17 protein-coding genes are annotated in these 20,893 nt (G+C 55.4%); 9 read left to right on the top strand and 8 right to left on the bottom strand.

Features of this window, described 5'->3' with window-relative positions; genetic code table 11:
- Window positions 1-63: 63 nt before the first annotated feature.
- Window positions 64-738: a membrane protein gene (locus tag VW41_13220; protein AJZ89924.1), complete on the bottom strand. Its 675-nt coding sequence runs from the start codon at window positions 736-738 to the stop codon at window positions 64-66.
- Window positions 739-861: 123 nt separating this feature from the next.
- On the bottom strand, window positions 862-1,212 hold the full coding sequence (locus VW41_13225) for a LexA family transcriptional regulator (GenBank protein ID AJZ89925.1): 351 nt from the start codon (window positions 1,210-1,212) through the stop codon (window positions 862-864).
- Window positions 1,213-1,348: 136 nt separating this feature from the next.
- On the opposite strand from VW41_13225, the gene VW41_13230 reads away from it, so the two are divergent.
- The gene (locus VW41_13230; protein ID AJZ89926.1) at window positions 1,349-2,527 is read left to right on the top strand and encodes a phosphoribosylglycinamide formyltransferase; all 1,179 of its coding nucleotides are present in this window, start codon (window positions 1,349-1,351) and stop codon (window positions 2,525-2,527) included.
- A 67-nt stretch (window positions 2,528-2,594) separates the two neighbouring features.
- Here VW41_13230 and VW41_13235 read toward each other — a convergent pair whose 3' ends face one another.
- The 3 genes from VW41_13235 to VW41_13245 all read right to left on the bottom strand — a co-directional run bounded on the left by VW41_13235 (window position 2,595) and on the right by VW41_13245 (window position 6,834).
- Window positions 2,595-3,236 carry a keto-deoxy-phosphogluconate aldolase gene (locus VW41_13235; protein AJZ89927.1) on the bottom strand — a complete coding sequence of 214 codons (642 nt, stop codon included), beginning with the start codon at window positions 3,234-3,236 and terminating at the stop codon, window positions 2,595-2,597.
- Between the two features lie 54 nt (window positions 3,237-3,290).
- Complete coding sequence (locus tag VW41_13240; protein AJZ89928.1) at window positions 3,291-5,102, bottom strand: phosphogluconate dehydratase; 1,812 nt, start codon at window positions 5,100-5,102, stop codon at window positions 3,291-3,293.
- 256 nt (window positions 5,103-5,358) lie between these two features.
- Window positions 5,359-6,834 (bottom strand): glucose-6-phosphate dehydrogenase, encoded by a 1,476-nt coding sequence (locus VW41_13245; protein AJZ89929.1) that lies wholly within the window; start codon window positions 6,832-6,834, stop codon window positions 5,359-5,361.
- A gap of 376 nt (window positions 6,835-7,210) precedes the next feature.
- Here VW41_13245 and VW41_13250 point away from each other — a divergent pair, with 376 nt between their 5' ends.
- The 8 genes from VW41_13250 (at window position 7,211) to VW41_13285 (ending at window position 17,382) form a co-directional block, all read left to right on the top strand.
- Window positions 7,211-8,080, top strand: a complete 870-nt coding sequence (locus VW41_13250; GenBank protein AJZ89930.1) for a transcriptional regulator — start codon at window positions 7,211-7,213, stop codon at window positions 8,078-8,080.
- A 127-nt stretch (window positions 8,081-8,207) separates the two neighbouring features.
- Complete coding sequence (locus VW41_13255) at window positions 8,208-9,650, top strand: pyruvate kinase (GenBank protein AJZ89931.1); 1,443 nt, start codon at window positions 8,208-8,210, stop codon at window positions 9,648-9,650.
- A gap of 223 nt (window positions 9,651-9,873) precedes the next feature.
- Window positions 9,874-11,976 carry a TonB-dependent receptor gene (locus VW41_13260; protein ID AJZ89932.1) on the top strand — a complete coding sequence of 701 codons (2,103 nt, stop codon included), beginning with the start codon at window positions 9,874-9,876 and terminating at the stop codon, window positions 11,974-11,976.
- A 14-nt stretch (window positions 11,977-11,990) separates the two neighbouring features.
- A complete protein-coding gene (locus tag VW41_13265; GenBank protein ID AJZ91964.1) occupies window positions 11,991-12,941 on the top strand; it encodes an ABC transporter substrate-binding protein in 951 nt (316 codons plus the stop codon).
- A 1-nt stretch (window position 12,942) separates the two neighbouring features.
- Complete coding sequence (locus VW41_13270) at window positions 12,943-13,689, top strand: methyltransferase type 12 (GenBank protein ID AJZ91965.1); 747 nt, start codon at window positions 12,943-12,945, stop codon at window positions 13,687-13,689.
- A 4-nt stretch (window positions 13,690-13,693) separates the two neighbouring features.
- On the top strand, window positions 13,694-14,689 hold the full coding sequence (locus VW41_13275; protein ID AJZ89933.1) for an iron ABC transporter permease: 996 nt from the start codon (window positions 13,694-13,696) through the stop codon (window positions 14,687-14,689).
- 199 nt (window positions 14,690-14,888) lie between these two features.
- The gene (locus tag VW41_13280; GenBank protein ID AJZ89934.1) at window positions 14,889-16,646 is read left to right on the top strand and encodes a cytochrome C biogenesis protein; all 1,758 of its coding nucleotides are present in this window, start codon (window positions 14,889-14,891) and stop codon (window positions 16,644-16,646) included.
- 16 nt (window positions 16,647-16,662) lie between these two features.
- Window positions 16,663-17,382, top strand: coding sequence for a methionine sulfoxide reductase A (locus VW41_13285; protein AJZ89935.1), 720 nt, complete (start codon window positions 16,663-16,665; stop codon window positions 17,380-17,382).
- Between the two features lie 55 nt (window positions 17,383-17,437).
- Here the strand turns inward: VW41_13285 and VW41_13290 are convergent, their stop codons facing one another.
- From VW41_13290 to znuA, 3 genes are all read right to left on the bottom strand, one after another.
- Window positions 17,438-18,418 carry a lipid A biosynthesis (KDO)2-(lauroyl)-lipid IVA acyltransferase gene (locus tag VW41_13290; protein ID AJZ89936.1) on the bottom strand — a complete coding sequence of 327 codons (981 nt, stop codon included), beginning with the start codon at window positions 18,416-18,418 and terminating at the stop codon, window positions 17,438-17,440.
- 123 nt (window positions 18,419-18,541) lie between these two features.
- Complete coding sequence (locus tag VW41_13295; GenBank protein ID AJZ89937.1) at window positions 18,542-19,864, bottom strand: peptidase; 1,323 nt, start codon at window positions 19,862-19,864, stop codon at window positions 18,542-18,544.
- A 15-nt stretch (window positions 19,865-19,879) separates the two neighbouring features.
- Window positions 19,880-20,824: a zinc ABC transporter substrate-binding protein gene (gene znuA / locus VW41_13300; GenBank protein AJZ91966.1), complete on the bottom strand. Its 945-nt coding sequence runs from the start codon at window positions 20,822-20,824 to the stop codon at window positions 19,880-19,882.
- Window positions 20,825-20,893 lie beyond the last annotated feature (69 nt).

The raw sequence follows: 20,893 nt of genomic DNA on the forward strand, positions 1-20,893 counted from the left end.
GCGGAAGATGAAAGATAAAAGAAAATGCCGGGAGATACCCGGCATATCCTGATAGCAGGAGGATTAAACCGGGAGCGGTTGTTTTTGCTGCTGAATATCTTGCTCAATACCGGAACGGACATCCTGCGGTATGTGTAGTGCATCACCCAGGGCGCTCAAATAGCTGCGTTCCATAAAGTGATCGATATCGATAGCCGTGCAGCTGAGGTAATAAAGCTCCAGCGCCTCCTCCTCGTTTCTCACGCCTTGCGCAAGCTGGTGAGGATCTAACGGCCGGTCAATAGCTCGTTCGACGAGGGCCTTGCCTTCACCGTCGATACCGACTTCACGCAATTGCTGCTCAATAAACTGGCGCTCTTTTGCATCGATGTGGCCGTCGCTTTTCGCAGCAAAAACCAGCGCGGTGATTAATCTTTCGGTACGAACATCTATCGACGAGTGCGGATTGCCATACTCCACTGCAGTCGGCTGATTCTGGCGGACGCGTGCCTTGTATTTGTTCCATAACACGCTCCCGGCAACGGCGCCGCCGCCGACCAGTAGAGCGCTGGTGCCGTACTTTGTTAACAGTTTGCGGGAGGACTTACTCGCCAGCAGTAACCCGGCGAGCCCACCCAGCGCCCCCGGTACCAGAAGTTTACCGATCCCTTCAGGGCCATAACCGGCTGCAGGCTGTGAGGATTGAGAAGAAGTGGATTGCCTCAGTAGCGACTGAAGCTGCTGTAACCAGTTATTCATGACGGAGACCCTCTGTTGACTTAATTCGTCGAGAGTAGGCCACAGGACGTCAAGAAACGTCGGACAGCGCTAAAGATGGGAAAAGAATCGCGCCGGCTGCCCGGCGCTAACTGCCGAACCGTATTACGCGGCTTTGGTACGTTTACGTCCAGGGTGCTCACTGACGTTGTCTTCCGCCACAGGCGATTGCTCAGCCGCCGAGGACTCCGGGTCTGGCGCAGACTGGTTTAACTCAGTTTCTGGCAGCTTGCCGTTTTTCAACACGCCCGCCAGCAGATCTTTGTTTTCCGCCATCCACATCGCCAGGGTGTCGCTCTGCCCTTCCTCCAGCGTAATCGGGCTTTGCTGCAGCCATTCGCCGAGTACTTCAGCCAGATCCAGCATTTTGTCGTAAGCGTCAGCATCCTTTTTACTGGCAAAGGCCATTTTTTCTTGTCCCTCTCTCACCACAACATATTTAATCTCGACCGCCATTTTGCAGCTCCGTTTTACCTGTTTATTTATCCAGTATATCGCCATTCATTTTAACACACAAGCCGGAAAGGCGCTGCCAACGCAAACGTTTTCGTTTATACTTCCCGGGTCTTTTTCTTTGTTAAGGCTAAATCACATGTCAACGTTGGGAACTGCTCTGCGCCCGGCAGCTACGCGAGTTATGCTGCTGGGTTCCGGTGAATTGGGTAAAGAAGTGGCCATTGAGTGTCAGCGCCTCGGGGTAGAAGTTATCGCCGTCGACCGCTATGCAAACGCACCGGCGATGCACGTCGCGCACCGCAGCCATGTGATTAACATGCTGGATGCCGCGGCGCTAAAAGCGCTTGTCGCCGCCGAAATGCCCGATTTTATCGTTCCTGAAATTGAAGCTATAGCCACCGATGCCCTGCTGGAGCTTGAAGCCCAGGGCCAGCGTGTGGTGCCGTGCGCCCGCGCAACTCAGCTAACCATGAACCGCGAAGGTATCCGCCGCCTGGCCGCAGAAGAACTTCAACTGCCCACTTCCAGCTACCGCTTCGCCGACAGTGAAGACGCCTTCCGCCAGGCCGTGCAGGAGATTGGTTTGCCGTGCATTGTTAAACCGGTGATGAGCTCCTCGGGCAAAGGCCAGAGCTTCATCCGTACTGCCGAACAGCTGGCGAAAGCATGGGAATACGCCCAGTTCGGCGGACGGGCCGGCAAAGGACGCGTCATCGTCGAAGGGGTGGTCAATTTTGATTTTGAAATCACCCTGCTAACCATCAGCGCCGTTGATGGCGTGCATTTCTGCGCGCCTATCGGACACCGCCAGGAAGATGGCGACTACCGTGAGTCCTGGCAGCCACAGCAAATGAGCGATATTGCGCTGGCAAGATCGAAAGAGATCGCTGAAAAAGTGGTTACCGCTCTGGGCGGCCACGGCCTGTTCGGCGTTGAGCTGTTTGTCTGCGGCGATGAGGTGATATTCAGTGAGGTTTCCCCTCGCCCGCACGATACCGGCATGGTGACGTTGATTTCGCAGGATCTTTCTGAGTTTGCCCTGCATGTACGCGCCTTCCTCGGCCTGCCAGTCGGTGAAATTCGCCAGTACGGCCCGGCGGCCTCGGCGGTTGTCCTGCCAGAGCTGCACAGCGATAATGTTAAGTTCAGTAACGTGGGAGCGGCGCTGGGTGGTGGTTTACAGGTTCGCCTGTTTGGTAAGCCGGAGATTGCGGGTAAACGCCGCATGGGCGTGGCGCTGGCAACGGGTAACAGCGTCGACGAGGCGGTTGCCAGAGCTGTGGCATCGGCCGCACAGGTGAAGGTGGAAGGATAAAAAAACGCCTTCTGTTGAAGGCGTTTTATGCATGGAGCCCCGTTAATGCACGGGGCTTTTTTATGGCTTACAGCTTAGCGCCTTCCACCGCCTCGCGGGCAAGCTTAGTGATGCGGTCATAATCACCCGCTTCCAGCGCATCCGCCGGTACCAGCCATGAGCCACCGATGCACAGCACGCTTTTCAGCGCCAGGTAATCGCGGTAGTTAGCCGGAGAGATGCCACCGGTTGGGCAGAAACGCACCTGAGAGAACGGCCCGGCAATGGCCTGCAGCGCTTTTGTGCCACCGTTGGCTTCCGCCGGGAAGAATTTAAACTCTTTCAGGCCGTAGTCCATTCCCAGCATCAGTTCTGAAACGGTGCTGATACCCGGGATCAAAGGAATGGTGCCTTCGGTCGCGGCTTTCAGCAGCGGCTCGGTCAGGCCCGGGCTGATGGCAAACTGCGCGCCTGCTTCGGTCACTTCTGCAAGCTGTTGTGGGTTCAGCACGGTACCCGCGCCAATGATAGCTTCCGGCACCTCTTTCGCAATCGCGCGAATAGCGTCGATAGCACAGGCCGTACGCAGAGTGACTTCCAGCACGCGGACGCCACCGGCCACCAGCGCTTTCGCCATCGGCACAGCATGCTCCAGCTTGTTAACAACAATAACCGGCACAACCGGACCGGTTTTCAGGATCTGTTCTGCTGTAGTTTTCCAATTTTTCATCTGAGCGCCTCTTAGCCACTGTTAATCTGTTTCCGGGGCATTGCTGCCACGGGTTTAAAATTTAATACAGGTTGCGCCTTGTTCAGCGCCCGAAAGCTGTTCGCGCAACGCGCCGAATAACTCTCGACCGGTCCCTACGCGCTCGGCGCTGAGATCCGGGTGATAAGCAGTGCGCGCCGCAAGTACGGCTTCATCGACCAGCAACGTTAGCTCGCCCGTTTGGCCGTTGACGCGAATCATGTCGCCATCCTGCACCTTCGCCAGCAGCCCGCCGTCATACGCTTCCGGGGTAACATGGATTGCGGAAGGCACCTTCCCTGAGGCACCGGACAGTCTTCCATCTGTCACCAGAGCAATTTTGAAACAGCGGTCCAATAATACTCCAAGCGGCGGCATAAGTTTATGCAATTCTGGCATGCCGTTCGCTTTTGGCCCCTGATGGCGCACCACAACAACGCAATCACGGTCCAGTTTGCCGGCTTCAAAGGCCGGTAATACATCATGCTGGCTTTCGAAAATAACCGCTGGCGCTTCAATCACCTGGTTTTCTACCGGCACCGCTGAAGTTTTCATCACCGCCCGGCCAAGATTCCCGCTCAGCACTTTGGTTCCGCCGTGACGGGAGAACGGTTTTTCCATGGTGGCAATAACGTCGCTGTCCAGCGGCTGGCTGGCGCCTTCACGCCAGGCAAGCTGGCCGTTGTCTAGCCACGGCTCCATGGTGTAGTGGTGCAGGCCAAAACCGGCCACGGTGTTAACATCTTCGTGCAACAGGCCGCCTTTAAGCAGCTCACGCATCAGCACGGGCACACCGCCCGCGGCCTGGAAGTGGTTAATATCCGCAGGGCCATTCGGGTACAAACGCGCCAGCAGCGGTACAATTTCGGAGATGTCAGAGAAATCATCCCAATTGATAATGATCCCTGCGGCGCGAGCCATTGCGACAAGGTGCATGGTGTGGTTAGTCGACCCGCCGGTCGCCAGCAGTGCAACAATGCCGTTCACAACCACTTTCTCGTCGATCATTTTACCGAGAGGCATCCATTCGTTGCCGTTGCCGGTCAGGCGAGTGACCTGGCGTGCGGCGGCATCCGTTAGTGCGCCACGCAATTCAGCATCGGGCTGGACAAAAGAAGAGCCCGGCAGCTGCATGCCCATAAACTCAACCACCATCTGGTTGGTGTTCGCCGTGCCGTAGAAGGTACAGGTCCCCGGTGCGTGATAAGAGGCGGCTTCCGCTTCCAGCAGCGCGAGACGGTCGACTTTACCTTCCGCATAAAGCTGGCGAATGCGAACCTTCTCTTTATTTGGCAAACCGCTTGCCATCGGGCCTGATGGCACGAAGAGCGCAGGTAAATGCCCGAACGACAGGGCGGCCATCGTCAGCCCCGGTACGATTTTGTCGCACACGCCAAGGTAGAGCGCACCGTCAAACATATTATGGGAGAGGCCAACGGCGGTAGACATGGCAATAACTTCGCGGCTCAGCAGCGAAAGTTCCATACCATCCTGGCCCTGAGTCACTCCATCGCACATAGCAGGTACACCGCCTGCCACCTGCCCCACTGCGCCCACGGAGTGCAGCGCCTTGCGGATTTGCTCAGGATAATGCTCATACGGCTGATGGGCAGAGAGCATGTCGTTATAGGAGGTGATGATCGCAATATTGTTACGCAACATGCTTTTCAGCGCCGCCTTATCGTCCGGCTGGCAGGCAGCGAAACCATGCGCGAGGTTACCGCAGGCAAGTTCCGAGCGGTGAACCGTGTTGCTCCTGGCTTTCTCAATGCGTGCCAGGTAGGCTTCGCGCGTTGGGCGGGAGCGTTCGATAATACGCGATGTTACCCGTAACAAATTTGGATGCATAGAAGTTCCTCAGAAAGTGGCTGTTCTCCCGCATTGATATCGTCATGTTCGGAGCTACTGACAGTACCCTGGTAGCCCATAAAACTTGATGTCGGGAGCAAAAACGCTTCAGCTAGTGTAAATAAAAAAGCCCCGCGGGTGAATCCACGCGGGGCTATTATTCATAAAAAACTATGCCACTTCTGTGTTAGATCATGTTACCGGTAAAATGAGGAGCATTTGTTAGCGACGTTTTACCGGTTATGTTCACGACCTGTTACTCAAATTCGTTCCATGAGTGGCCGTCACGAGTAATCATTGCCACGGAAGCCACCGGCCCCCAGGTTCCGGCCTGGTATGGTTTCGGCGCATCGTTATCCGCAGCCCAGGCTTCGGTAATGGAGTCTACCCATTTCCAGGCCTCTTCCACTTCATCACGACGAACAAACAGCGCCTGAATGCCCCGCATGGTTTCCAGCAGCAGACGTTCATAGGCATCCGCCAGGTGAGACTCGTTGAAGGTCTCGGAGTAGCTCAGATCCAGCTTGGTGGTTTGCAGGTTATGCTTGTGCTCAAGGCCCGGGACTTTGTTCAGGATCTGGATATCCACGCCTTCGTCCGGCTGCAGACGAATAGTCAGTTTGTTCTGGGGCAATTCCTGCCAGGAATCTTTAAACAGATTCAGCGCAGGGTTTTTGAAGTAAACCACGACTTCAGAACATTTGGTTGGCAGACGTTTACCGGTACGCAGGTAGAACGGCACGCCGGCCCAGCGCCAGTTGTCGATATCTACGCGGATAGCCACGAAGGTTTCGGTAGCGCTGGATTTATTCGCGCCTTCTTCTTCCAGGTAGCCCGGCACTTTCTTGCCCTGCGCAAAGCCCGCGGTGTACTGCCCGCGCACGGTTTTAACACGCACGTTAGTGCGGTCAATGCGGCGCAGCGACTGCAGAACCTTCACTTTCTCATCGCGGATGTGGTCCGCGGTCAAATCAGACGGTGGTGACATGGCAATCATGCACAGGATCTGCAGCAGGTGGTTTTGGATCATGTCGCGCATCTGCCCGGCCTGATCGAAGTAACCCCAGCGGCCTTCAATCCCCACTTCTTCGGCCACGGTGATTTCTACATGATCGATAGTGCGGTTGTCCCAGTTGTTCGCGAACAAGGAGTTGGCAAAACGCAGCGCCAGCAGGTTAAGAACGGTTTCTTTACCCAGGTAGTGGTCGATACGGTAAACCTGGCACTCTTCAAAGAACTCGCCCACCTGATCGTTGATCTGCTGGGAGGTTTCGAGAGAAGTCCCCAGCGGCTTTTCCATGACGACCCGAGCAGGTTTGGCGTTAAGCTTCGCTTTACCTAACCCTTTGCAGATAGCGCCAAAGGTGCTTGGCGGCATGGCGAAATAGTTGATAGTGACCCGGTTCTGCTGGTCGAGCATTTTGCCAAGCTTAGTAAAAGCAGAGGTGTCGTTGACGTCCAGGTTACAGAAATCCAGACGACCGCTCAGTTTGTCCCACAGGCTCTCGTCAATCTTCTCTTTCATGAAGGTTTCGAGGGCTTCGCGTACAACTTTGGTGTATGCCTCTTTATCCCACTCTGCGCGGCCAACACCCAGAATACGGGTCTCCGGGTGGATTTGACCTGCTTTTTCCAGCTGATACAGGGATGGCAACAGTTTCCGGCGCGCCAGGTCGCCTTTTGCACCGAAAATGACCAGATCGCACGCCTGGGCTGTTTGCGTTACCGCCATGTTTGTCTCCTCGTTTCGGATATCCCGGCTTTTACCGGCCCTCTGGGGCGCGGATAGCATTAAGCCAGGCACGTCTTGTAATTTTATTACGCTGCAATGTACTGCTTTTGCTGAATTGAGGACAACCGTTAACCCCGGTTTGACCGCCTCAATTGCTAACTTTTCCCACAATGCCGCACTAAAGCGTCATTTAATGGCGTTTTTTTGTGCGATGTAACCGTTGCCAAAGTTAGACACCGATCATGTAATGAAAAAAAACAACAACATTACTCCGGCGACTCGCCCTATCACATTTTAGCAAGAGTATATTCTTGCTAAATCGGCCCACGATTTCTTCTTTTGCTGAAATCGCTAAAACCCATGAGTGCCCGCCTTTATGAATATGCTGGAAAAAATCCAGTTACAGCTGGAACACCTTAGCAAATCGGAACGCAAAGTCGCAGAAGTGATTCTTGCTACACCTCAGGACGCCATTCACTCCAGTATAGCGACGCTTGCCCGCAGCGCTGACGTCAGCGAGCCCACCGTGAACCGCTTCTGCCGTCGCCTGGAAACCAAGGGCTTCCCTGATTTTAAACTGCACTTAGCTCAGAGTCTGGCGAATGGCACACCTTATGTAAACCGGAATGTTGATGAAGATGATAGCGTCGAGTCCTATACCGGTAAGATATTTGAGTCCGCCATGGCGAGCCTTGACCGGGTTCGTCAGTCGCTGGATATGTCTGCGGTTAACCGGGCCGTCGATTTGCTTACCCAGGCAAAGAAAATTGCCTTCTTTGGTCTCGGGTCATCAGCCGCCGTCGCCCACGACGCCACCAATAAATTCTTCCGCTTCAATGTCCCGGTGATTTACTCCGATGACGTCGTTATGCAACGTATGAGCTGTATGAATTGTACCGAGCAAGATGTGGTGGTGCTTATCTCTCACACCGGTCGAACTAAAAACCTGGTTGAGTTGGCTCAGCTAGCCCGTGAAAACGATGCCATTGTGCTCGCCATCACATCGGAAGGCAGTCCGCTTGCCCGTGAAGCGACGCTTTCACTGCTGCTGGATGTACCAGAAGATACTGATATTTATATGCCAATGGTGTCTCGACTGGCGCAGCTTACCGTCATTGACGTACTGGCGACGGGCTTTACTTTGCGCAGAGGGGCAAAATTCAGGGATAACTTGAAGCGAGTCAAGGAAGCGCTCAAAGAATCGCGCTTTGATAAAGAACGTCTTCTCTCAGGCGATGAACGTTAATTTTTGATAACAAAGTTGTAACTTATTAGTCTGTTCGGTTACGTTGTCATGGGTGTTCACAGCACGCCCTGACCTACCGAGTTTTTGTTCACGCAACACCAAGTTGTTTCAGTCAACGGAGTAATACATGTCCAGACGGCTACGTAGAACCAAAATCGTTACCACCTTAGGCCCGGCTACCGACCGCGATAATAATTTAGAAAAAATTATTGCCGCCGGCGCTAACGTGGTACGAATGAACTTCTCCCACGGTTCAGCTGAAGATCACCAGCTGCGTGCAGATAAAGTGCGTGAGATTGCCGCAAAACTGGGGCGCCATGTAGCGATCCTCGGTGATTTGCAGGGCCCTAAAATTCGCGTCTCTACCTTCAAAGAAGGCAAAGTATTCCTCAACCTTGGCGACAAATTCCTGCTGGACGCCAACCTCGGGAAAGGCGAAGGCGACAAAGAGAAAGTGGGCATCGACTATAAGGGTCTGCCGGCCGACGTTGTACCTGGCGACATCCTGCTGCTCGACGATGGCCGCGTACAGCTCAAAGTACTGGAAGTTCAGGGCCTGAAAGTATTTACCGAAGTGACAGTAGGCGGCCCGCTGTCCAACAACAAAGGGATCAACAAGCTGGGCGGGGGTCTGTCTGCTGAAGCGCTGACCGATAAAGACAAAGCCGATATCGTGACCGCTGCCAAAATCGGCGTGGATTACCTGGCCGTCTCATTCCCACGCTGCGGCGAAGATTTGAACTACGCACGTCGCCTGGCGCGTGATGCGGGCTGTGATGCGAAAATTGTGGCGAAAGTAGAACGTGCGGAAGCCGTCTGCGACGAAGCCGCCATGGACGACATTATTCTCGCGTCTGACGTGGTAATGGTCGCCCGAGGTGACCTGGGCGTAGAAATTGGCGACCCGGAGCTGGTTGGCATCCAGAAAACCCTGATTCGTCGTGCTCGTAAGCTGAATCGTGCCGTGATCACCGCCACCCAGATGATGGAGTCGATGATCACCAACCCAATGCCAACCCGTGCGGAAGTCATGGACGTGGCAAACGCCGTACTGGACGGTACCGATGCGGTGATGCTCTCTGCAGAAACAGCGGCAGGTCAGTACCCGGCAGAAACGGTCGCGGCCATGGCGCGCGTTTGCCTGGGTGCGGAAAAAATCCCCAGCATTAACGTCTCCAAACACCGTCTCGACGTGCAGTTCGATAACGTTGAAGAAGCCATCGCGATGTCCGCGATGTATGCCGCTAACCACCTCAAAGGGGTTACCGCCATCATTTCAATGACCGAGTCCGGGCGTACCGCGCTGATGACGTCTCGCATCAGTTCCGGCCTGCCTATTTTTGCGCTCTCGCGCCATGAGCGCACGCTGAACCTGACTTCACTGTATCGCGGCGTGACGCCGGTTTACTTTGATAGCGCGAGTGAAGGCGTTGCCGCCGCGAATGATGCGGTAAACCTTCTGCGTGATAAAGGCTATCTGATTTCCGGCGACCTGGTCATCGTGACCCAGGGCGACGTGATGAGCACCATCGGCACCACCAACACGACCCGCATCCTGTGCGTTGAATAATTCACCCACGCCATAACCGGGTCACCCCGCTAAAGCCGCAACATTCCGTTGCGGCTTTTTTTTTCCGCCCCGGCTCCCGTCAGCAAATCCACACTGAATTCATCGTTTTAAATTTATAGTCAATTAAATTGATATGTTATAACGTAACGACTTGTGACGACATTCAGGCTCCATGCCGTCGATTTTTGAACAGGCACGTTCATTTTGAGTACCCACAGACACTATGAAAATCAAACGCAACCTATTATATCCCGGCGTATTTTTTACGTTTTTCTCCCCCCTGCTTTTTGCCGCAGACTGCAACAGGCTATCCTGTGAAGAAAACATCACGGTAGTCAGCCAAACGCCTGCAGAGCTTCCGCCCGCCAGCGGCACGGCCTCACGTTTGGGCCTGACTGACAAAGAAACGCCGCGGTATGTGGAAACCTTTTCACAAAAACAGATCATCTCGCAGGGTGACCGTACGCTTGCCGACACGGTCAGTCATGCAACCGGCATGTCCGGGGTTGCCTCCCCTACGCTTTCCAACAGTTTTTCTCTGCGGGGTTTTATGCCGGTAAGTTGGCTGCTGGACGGGCTGGAAATGCCCGGCAGTACGCTGCAGCTTGGCAATCCGGCTCACTATCAGCAGGTGGATATTTTGCACGGTCCTGGCTCCGCGCTTAATGGCCTGAGCGCCACCGCCGGCAGCGCCAACCTGGTTTCACGTCAGCCCAGCTTTATTGACGCCCCCGTGATGCTTCGCTATCAGCTGGGAAGTTACAGCACCCACTCATTGCAAAGCGGAGCCGGGGGAACGCTGGTAGAGGACAAGGTAGCCTGGCGCCTTGATGCTTCCGGTAGTCAAGGGAACAGTCAGGTTCAGCACGAGCGCAACAGGCAGTCCAGAGTCAGCGGCTCGCTGCTGTTTCGCCTTACCGACGAAACCACCCTGACGCTATATGGCGACAAAATGAACAACAGCAGCGACAACCCATACTTCGGAACGCCGCTCATTGAAGGCAAGGTGCAGTCGCGGCTGCGCGGTATTAACTATAACAATTTGACCGATGCCAGGATTGCCAGCCATGCCACCGCACTGCAGGCTGTTCTCGACACAACCCTCGCCCCGGGAATCGCCTTTAATAACCACACCTGGTATTACAATGGCTATCGCTACTGGCATAGCGTGGAGCGCTATCGCTACAGTGCAGCCACTCCGGATACGATCAATCGTGACTCCTGGAGTGACTTAAGCCATAAAAATACGCTGCTGGCCAACCGCTCAAGCGTCTCAATAGACCACACCTTACTGGGCCTTGATAACCGTATGGTCACCGGAATTGAGCTGCAAACCAGCCGCTTCGACTACCAAAAAAACGGATTTCCCGGCGCGCAGGATATCCCGTTGCTCAACCCGCCGCGTGAGCCATTCAGCGCCGAAACCAATATTACCCGCGCGCCATGGAGCAGGGTCACCCAGCGCCAGTATGCGGCCTTTATAGAGGACAGTCTGCAACTCACTGACAGCCTCAGCCTGCTCAACCAGCTGCGATTTACAAGACTGGATATGGACTGGCATTACTTCGCTCCGGCTCGCCGCGAAAGTCAAAATCGCAGCTTCCTTAACGCCGGTATCGGCCTGAACTGGGATATCAGTGACGGCACAACGCTCTATGCCAGCTACACAAACGGCAAGGAAGCAGGCGGCGACATTTTCTTCCTCGGTGCCGATCAAACTCACCTCCCGCTCACCGAGTCGCAACAATGGGAAACCGGCATTAAGAGTCGGTTCTGGGATAACAGAGCATCCGTTAATCTTGCCCTCTACCAGCTGCGCAAAAATAACCTTTTTACCCCTTCAGCCACAACGCCGGGTGAACTCCTCGCCGTAGGGCAGCAAACTTCACGGGGTATTGAGCTGTCGGCCACGGCCCGGCCCACCGATCGCTGGGAGGTGGCGGGCAACCTTGCATGGACCCATGCAAGATTCGATAGCTTTAGTGCAGGCTCTCCACCAGAAAACCTTAACGGCAATCAACCCGCTTATATCCCGACCTGGACCAGCAATCTGGCGCTGACCTGGCATCCCAGCGCTCCTCTCAGCTTGAGGAGTGATTTGCGCTATGTCGGGAGCAGCTACAACGACAGCCGCAATACTAAAAAGATGGACGACTACATCACCCTGGATCTGTCAGCAGAATACAAACTGACGCCCAAAGTTAGCCTGGGCGCGCGGGTTCGCAACCTGACCGATACGCTCTATTCCTATCAGCGCACCTACGACGGCCAGGCTCTGATCGCCCCTGCCCGCACATGGGAAGGCTGGATAACGGTATGGTTCTGAGGCTCAGGATTTTTATGTTTGCGGCGGCTGGCCTGCTTTTTTCCTCTGGTTCTTCCGCCGTCACGGTGACCAATTGCGGTGTGCCACAAACAATAACTTCCGTCCCAACGCGCATCGTCGTTTATGGTAACCCAGCGCTGGAAAACCTTCTGGCACTGGGCATACGCCAGGAAATTGTTGCCATCGTGGGCTATGACCCGTCCAGAGATCCTATGGGATTTTCTGCCCGGAATGCCCTTTCATTGCCCGTCGTGGCCAGGACTGGGCTTATTTCCGCCGAGGCGCTGCTGATGCTGCGTCCCGAAATGATCTACTCGTCAAGCTGGTACTGGTTTTGGTCACCGGAAGGGGCAAGCCGGGATCAAATCACGAGCTGGGGAATATCAAGCTGGCTCTCCCCCGGCGCCTGTAGCGGCCAGCAGAGCGTACCGAAGGAGAAAATCAGCTTCGCCGCCCTTTTTCGAGAAATCCAGGATCTGGCGAAAATTATGCATATTGAGGCTCGGGGACAGGCGCTGGTTAACCGGGAAGAAAAACACCTTGCAGCCCTTCGCCAACGCGCAGCCAAATTGGCTCCGGCTCGCCTGCTCTGGTGGTATTCCGGCACCGACTCGCCGTTTGTCGCCGGCTGCTGTGGCGTTCCGGACATGCTGAGCAAAGAAAGCGGCAACCACAATATTTTCTCGGACATCTCGGCGCTATGGCCAAACATTGCCTGGGAGGAGATAGCCCGTCGGGACCCGGATATTCTGGTGCTGGCCGATTTGCCACGGGGCGGCACCGGCGACAGCGCGAAAGATAAAATCACCTTCCTCGAACACTTTCCCCTGACCTCGGGCCTTCGTGCCGTGAAAGAAAAAAAATTCATCATCCTGTCAGGCTATGACATGGATCCCTCCATCCGCTCAGTGGATGCGCTGGACAGGCTTATCACCTCACTTTCTACCAAGGAAAATCATGACTGACATGACATGGCACACTCTCGTAACCCTCTGGGACCAGCAGCAAAGCGCTTATATTGCCAGCAGGGAAGCTCGCTTCGACGCCCTGATGGACACTCTCGCCTTGCAGTTCAATGGGGAGTTCTCGCTGCTCGAGCTTGGCTGTGGGCCGGGTTCCCTTACAAAACGCCTTCTTGAAAGGTTTCCTGCAGCACAGATTACCGCCATGGATGTTGATCCCGTGATGTTGGCCATCGCCCGAGAAACGCTTGCCGCCTGGGGCGCTCGAGTACGTATTCTTTCTGCCGACCTGGCGACACCGGCCTGGCAGGAAAAAATAATCGGCCTCCGCCCGGATGCCATCGTCTCGAGTACTGCCCTGCACTGGCTGATGCCTGACAGGCAGCACAGCCTGCACGTTGAGATCCTGAAATTACTTGCCGATAAAGGCATATTTCTCAATGCCGACCACCAGCGTTTTACCCCGATAGATAGCAATAAAAAAGCCATCAGCGAACGTCATGATGCCCGAACGCAACAACAGGCGTGGGATAAAGGCGTCGTTGACTGGGACAAGTGGTTCACCCTTGCTAAAGAAATACCGGAGATTGCCAACTTGACGCCTGCCCGTGAAGCCGTTTTCTCTGGCCGCCCGGTACCTCCCTCAACGACGCTGGCTTTCCAGTTGGCAAGCCTCAGTCAGGCCGGTTTCAGCGAAACAGGTACGCTGTGGCAGCTCATGGACGATTACCTGATTGCCGGGTGGAAATAAGCGCGTGCTGCCATTGCGCCTGCTGCTGTGCGGCATTGCCTCGCTGCTTGTGCTGATTTACAGCCTGCGCTTTGGGGCCGTGACGTTGTCCCTGAGTGAAGTCATTCAGCTACTGCATTCGGCTCCCGTTGAAGACCCCCGCCTGGCGCTATACCAGAAGATTGTCTGGTCACTACGCTTACCCAGAGCGCTGCTGGCGATGGTCTGCGGCGGCGGGCTGGCGCTGGCTGGCGCCGTGCTTCAGACCCTAACCCGAAACCCGCTGGCCGACCCGTGGCTTCTGGGTATTTCTTCCGGGGCGGGCCTGGGTGCGGTCACCATCATTGCGCTCGGCGTTCAACCGCTGCTAACGGCAATGCCCGGCGGGGCTTTTCTCGGGGCACTGGCCGCTTTCGGGCTGGTTTTGCTCCTCGCCGGACGAACCATTATGCAGCCAGCCCGGTTTATGCTCTCGGGCGTCGGCATTGGGCAATTGCTTAGCGCATTAACCTCATTAATCGTCTTCTGGCAAACCGATGCGACGACCTCGCGCGGCTTTACCTTCTGGCTTCTGGGTGCGTTTGGGCAAGCAACATGGTCACAGGTGGCTATCTGTGCCGCCGCGCTATTCTTTGTGGGGACACTTTGCCTGGCGCTGTCCCCAACATTGAATGTTATGGCGCTGGGAAATTTAGCCGCCAGGAGCCTGGGCGTTAATGTTTTCGCCCTGCAAATATCACTCTACCTGGCCATCACGCTTCTCACCGCAATCCTGGTCTCGTTTTGTGGAGCAATTGGATTTGTCGGCCTGACCGTCCCCCATCTGGCAAAAATGATAATCGGCAATGGTCATCAATGGACTTTGCCTGCCAGCATTCTCTGCGGTGCGATGCTGACGCTAGTGTCCGATACCCTGGCGCGGACGCTATTTGCCCCCAGAGAGCTGCCTCCCGGCGTCATCACGGCGCTTATCGGCGTGCCGGTATTTTTCCTCGCTCTTCGCCGTCGCCCACATCCTTAATTCCCCGCGCAGGAAGACTCCGGCCTGACTGCGCTTTCCCCCTCCGCACTGCTGACGCCCTGAAAGTTGTCACGAAATTGTTAACTCTTGAAGAGGATTTAGTGAGTATTCTCTTTATAAAGTGCAGGCATATGTTCATGCAGAGCCTGGTCAATTTCACCCGGCTTTACGCTCACTCACCCTCACTGGGACATTGACGATGCTGGTAATTATCCTTGCTTATCTGGGCGGCCTGCTAACCATTGCCAGCCCTTGCATCCTGCCGGTGCTACCGTTTGTATTTGCCCGTTCCGATCGGCCGTTTGTCAGCACCGGGCTGCCGCTACTCGTCGGGATGGCATTAACCTTTACGCTGTTTGCAACCCTTGCGGCCGTGGGCGGTGGCTGGGTCGTCGCGGCTAACCAATATGGCCGCGGCGTTGCATTAGTGTTGATGGCGGTGTTTGGTATTACGCTCCTGTTCCCTCGCCTGGCCGAGCGCGTGATGCACCCTCTGGTTAACGCGGGCAACTCACTGTCTAACCGTGTAGCACCGGGGCAGCCGGCGGGTCCAGGCGCTTCATTTTTACTGGGCATTGCAACCGGTCTGCTTTGGGCCCCCTGCGCCGGCCCGATCCTGGGGCTGGTACTGACCGGCGCAGCCCTGCAGGGAGCAAATGTAGGCTCTACGCTGCTGCTGTTGGCTTATGCCGCCGGCGCGGCCACCTCACTGGCGCTGGCGCTTCTGATCGGCGGCAAAGTCTTTAGCGCCATGAAACGTTCTCTGGGCGTGGGGGAATGGATCCGTCGTATTCTCGGCGCCGGTATGTTACTTGGCGTCGTCGCTATTGCCTTTGGCCTGGATACCGGGGTATTAGCCCGGCTGTCCACCGCCTCGACCGGCGGCATAGAACAAGCATTGGTCAAACGCCTCTCTCCGGACAGCACCACATCCAATGCCCCATCGCCCGCTTCGGTGGTGAAAACCTCTGATGACGACACCATTCCAACGCTAACCGATGCTGGCGAAATGCCCTCGCTGAGCGGCGCAACGCAGTGGCTTAACTCCCCACCGCTGACTGCCGAAGCCCTGAAAGGCAAAGTCGTTTTGGTCGACTTCTGGACTTACTCCTGCATTAACTGCCTGCGTTCACTGCCTTACGTGAAAGCCTGGGCTGAAAAATACCGCGACCAGGGACTGGTGGTGATTGGCGTCCATGCGCCGGAGTTTGCCTTTGAGCGCGACGTCAACAACGTCACCAAAGAGGCGAAAAAACTGGGCGTAACTTATCCCATCGCCATTGATAACGATTACAGCATATGGCGGGCGTTCAATAACCAGTACTGGCCAGCGCACTACTTCATCGATGCCAGCGGCCGCATTCGCTATGAGCACTTTGGCGAAGGCGACTATGCACAATCCGAACGCGTTATACAGGAACTGCTGCGCCAGGCGGGAGCCAGGGATGTTAACAGCGGCATCAGTACCGTTACTGCCAGCGGCGTAGAACAGGCGGCCAGTGGCCAGAATGACATCTCGCCAGAAACCTATCTCGGCTATATGCGGGCGCAAAACTTTGCCTCCGGCGAAGTAACCGGCGATAAACCAGCGGACTACAACAAGCCCTCCGCGCTGCCGCTGGACAGCTGGGGACTGGCAGGCAACTGGACCGTTGCCGGCGAGAACATCACCCTTAACCGGCCAAATGGCAGCATTGTTTACCAGTTCCATGCCCGCGATTTGCACCTTGTCCTCGGCCCGGGCCCTGAAGGGAAACCGGTGCGCTTTAAAGTCACCATCGACGGTCAGGCACCCGGCAGCGTCCACGGCTCAGATGTTGCCCCGGACGGTAGCGGCACGGTGACTGAACAGCGGCTGTACCAGCTGATTCGCCAGTCGAGCGGCAGCGGTGAACACACATTCAGTATTGAGTTTGAAGATGCAGGCGTGAACGCCTATGCCTTTACGTTCGGTTAATCGGGAGAGTACCAGGATGAAAACGACACTATTTTCTTCCACCAAACGCCGGGGAGTATTGTTCAGCGCTCCCGCGCTTATCATCGCGGCGCTAGTCTTTCAGAATACGGCCTGGGCCGAAGCTGAGCGCGCGGTGGCTATTCCTGCCCCACTGCAGGACGAAGCCCCCGCCAGCACACAGCTTGAAACCGCGGTCTTTGCCGGGGGCTGTTTCTGGGGTGTTCAGGGCGTTTTTCAGCATGTGAAAGGCGTGACCAGCGCAATATCTGGCTACACGGGCGGTAAAGCACGGACGGCAAATTATGAGACGGTAAGCATGGGGATGACCGGGCACGCCGAATCCGTGCAGGTTATTTTTGATCCCACCAGGGTGACCTATGGTCAGCTATTGCAGGTCTTCTTTTCCGTCGCGCACAACCCAACGGAGCTAAACCGCCAGGGGCCGGATTACGGGACACAATATCGTTCTACCGTTTTCCCGCTCAGCGAATCGCAGGCAAAGGTGGCCCGGGCGTATATCACGCAGCTTAACGCCAGCCATAAGTTTAGTGCGCCGCTGGTTACCACGGTTGAAGAACATGCCCAATTCTACCCGGCGGAAAAATATCACCAGAACTTCCTGAACGACAACCCAAACTACCCTTACATTGCTATCAACGACATCCCAAAAGTTGAGCAGCTTAAACAGCTTTTCCCGGCGCTGTGGAACAAAGATCCTGTGCTGGTGAAAGGCTGAAAAAAAACCGCGCCGGTGAAACACAGTGGCGCGGTTTTCGATGGTGCGGGATACGCTATTTTTTCTTTTTCGGGAACAGTTCATCCCGGCAGTATGGCTCTATCTCGCCCTCTTTGCGGGTCTTCAGGAGCTTGAGGATCCAGGTATATTGCTCAGGATGCGGGCCCACCAGCAATTCCACTTCCTCGTTCATTCGGCGGGCGATGGTATGGTCATCGGCCTCAAGCAGGTCATCCATCGGCGGGCGGATAAAAATATCCAGCCGATGCGTTTCGCTGTTATACACCGGGAAAAGCGGGATCACGCGTGCACGGCACACTTTCATCAGGCGGCCAATGGCCGGCAGCGTTGCCTTGTAGGTCGCGAAGAAATCGACAAATTCGCTGTGTTCTGGCCCGTGATCCTGGTCGGGAAGATAGTAGCCCCAGTAGCCCTGACGAACGGAACTGATGAAGGGTTTAATCCCATCGTTGCGGGCATGCATCCGGCCCCCAAAACGGCGACGCACCGTATTCCAGACATAATCGAACAGCTGGTTACCCTGGTTATGGAACATCGCCGCCATTTTCTGGCCCTCAGAGGCCATCAGCATGGCCGGGATATCCACGGCCCAGCCGTGCGGCACCAGGAAAATCACGTTCTCCCCTTTCGCACGGATCTCGTCCACGCTCTCTTTGCCGTGCCAGTCCACCCGGGCCATGACCTTCTTCGGATCGCGCAGCCCCAATTCCGCCATCAGCACCATTGCCTGCGGCGCGGTGGCGAACATATGGTCGATGACGGCCTCCCGCTGAGCCTCCGGCATATCCGGGAAGCAGTACAGCAGGTTAATTTGCGCCCGGCGCCGGGCGCTTTTGCCCAGGCGTCCCGCTAAGCGTCCAATTTTACCCAGCAAAGGATCCCGGAGCCCCGGCGGAAGAAGCGCCAGCCCGGCGAAGGCGCCAACGCCAAGCCATGCTCCCCAGTAACGCGGGTGCAAAAAGGCTTTTTGAAATTCAGGGATAAACTCACTGTGGTTTTTTTTTGCTTTTTCCATGCGGCTCTCAGTAGTTCGCCAGCAGACTGGCGAGACGAATTTATCGTTATTTTAGCGGGGCAGCGGCCGGCAGACAAAAGAAAAAGCCGGTCACAAGAACCGGCTTTTCGTCAAAGGGCGCAATCAGTCGATGCGCAGTTGCGGCAGAACCTCTTTAACCTGTGCCAGGTAATCACTGCGATCGGAGCCGGTCAGGCCTTCAGAACGCGGCAGTTTGGCCGTCAGCGGGTTAACCGCCTGCTGGTTGATCCACACTTCATAGTGCAGGTGCGGGCCGGTAGAACGCCCGGTATTACCCGACAGCGCAATACGGTCACCGCGCTTCACTTTCTGACCAGGTTTCACCAGCAGTTTCTTGAGGTGCATGTAACGGGTGGTATAAGTGCGGCCATGGCGGATAGCAACAAAGAAACCAGCCGCACCGCTGCGTTTCGCCATGACCACTTCACCATCCCCGACGGCCAGCACAGGCGTCCCCTGCGGCATCGCAAAATCAACGCCTTTATGCGGCGCCACGCGGCCAGTAACCGGGTTAAGGCGACGTGGATTGAAGTTAGACGAAACGCGGAACTGTTTCACGGTTGGGAAACGCATAAAGCCTTTGGCCAGACCAGAGCCGTTACGATCGTAGAACTTGCCGTCTTCCGCACGGATGGCGTAGTAATCTTTGCCATCGCTGCGCAGGCGCACACCGACCAGTTGGCTTTGCTCGCGCTTGCCGTTTAGCATTTCGCGAGACATCAACACGGAGAACTCATCGCCCTTCTTCAGCTTGCGGAAGTCCATCTGCCACTGCATTGCCTTGATAACCGAGCTGATTTCTGCGCTGGTCAACCCGGCATCACGCGCGCTGGAGACAAAACTTGCGCCCACCGTGCCCTTCAGCACGCTGTTAATCCAATCGCCCTGCTGTGTTTCGCTGCTCATTTTGAAAGCGTTTTCAGTGCGGTCATAGGTACGCGTTTCGCGACGTGACATTTCCCACGTCAGCCGCTGCAGATCGCCATCGGCGGTCAGCGTCCAGGAGAGCTGCTGGCCAATTTTCAGGTTGCGCAGATCTTTGTCCACCGATGCAAGCTGACTAATGTCGCCCATATCGATGCCGTACTGATTCAGAATGCTGCTTAGCGTATCACCGGTGGAAACAACATATTCATGAACGCCCGCTTCACCGGAGGTTTTATCATCCAGCTCATCCTGAGGCAGGGTGTCATCTTCGGCGTCCGGGGACTGGTCAAGAGGTTCGCTGGCTTCCGGCAGCAGCGAATGTATTTCGCTTTTTTGAAGTTCGATGGTCTTGATTATCGGACTGGACTGCGGATGGTAAATGGACGGTCGCCATACCGCGACCGCCAGAGTGAGAACCGTAAGCGACCCCAGCATAACGCGATGGGGTCGTGATAGATTGTCAAATGCCATGGCGACAGAGCGGGCTATCTGTTGCACGTATTCACTTCCTCGTTAATCTCCTTTCAGGCAGCTCGCATACTGGTTCGCAAGGCTGGTCATAAACTGCATATAGCTGTTTTTACCCAATGCGACTTCAATTCCCAGAGGATCTAAGGTGCCGGAGCGAACATTAGTGCCTCTGGCAACGGCGTTAATTACCGCTGGCCTGAATTGTGGCTCAGCAAAAACGCAAACCGCTTTATGCTCAACCAACTGTGTTCTGATTTCATGTAAACGCTGCGCACCAGGCTGTATTTCAGGGTTAACGGTAAAATGGCCAAGCGGCGTTAAACCGTAGTGCTTTTCAAAGTAGCCATAGGCGTCATGAAAAACGAAATACCCTTTTCCTTTCAGCGGTGCCAGCACGGAACCCACCTGTTTATCGGCGTCGGCTAAGCCTGACTCGAAATCTTTCAGGTTGGCGTCAAGTTTGGCTCGATTTTCGGGCATAAGTTCCACTAATTTATCGTGGATTGCAACCGCCGACAGCCGCGCCACGTCTGGGGAGAGCCAAATGTGCAAGTTGTATTCACCGTGATGGTGATCTGCGTCACTCTTTGCGCCATGATCGTGTGCATCACCGTGCTCGTGGTCGTCGTCGTCACCGCCTTTCATCAACAGCGGTTTCACGCCGGCGAGCGCCCCCAGCTCAAGCTGTTTTTGCGCGGGAAGTTGGCGCACTGATTTCTGCATGAAAGCTTCCATCTCAGGCCCAACCCAAACCACTAAGTCCGCGCCCTGTAAGCGTTTTACATCTGACGGGCGCAAAGCATAATCGTGTTCAGAGGCGCCATCGGGCAGTAATACTTCAGTGTCAGTCACCCCGTCAGCAATGGCGGAGGCAATAAAACCCAGCGGTTTAATGGATGCCACAACGGCAGCATTGGCGCCGGTGGTGGCAGAGCCCCAAAGGGCAGCGGAAAATGCAGCGAAAAGAAGTGTCTTTTTATGTAACATAATGCAACTTATCATCGTGATAACCAGAGTGAATGTGATATTATAACATTCGCTAACTTATGCAACCCT

Origin of the sequence: Klebsiella michiganensis, from assembly GCA_000963575.1 — a bacterium.
GTDB classification, from domain to species: Bacteria; Pseudomonadota; Gammaproteobacteria; order Enterobacterales; family Enterobacteriaceae; genus Cedecea; species Cedecea michiganensis_A.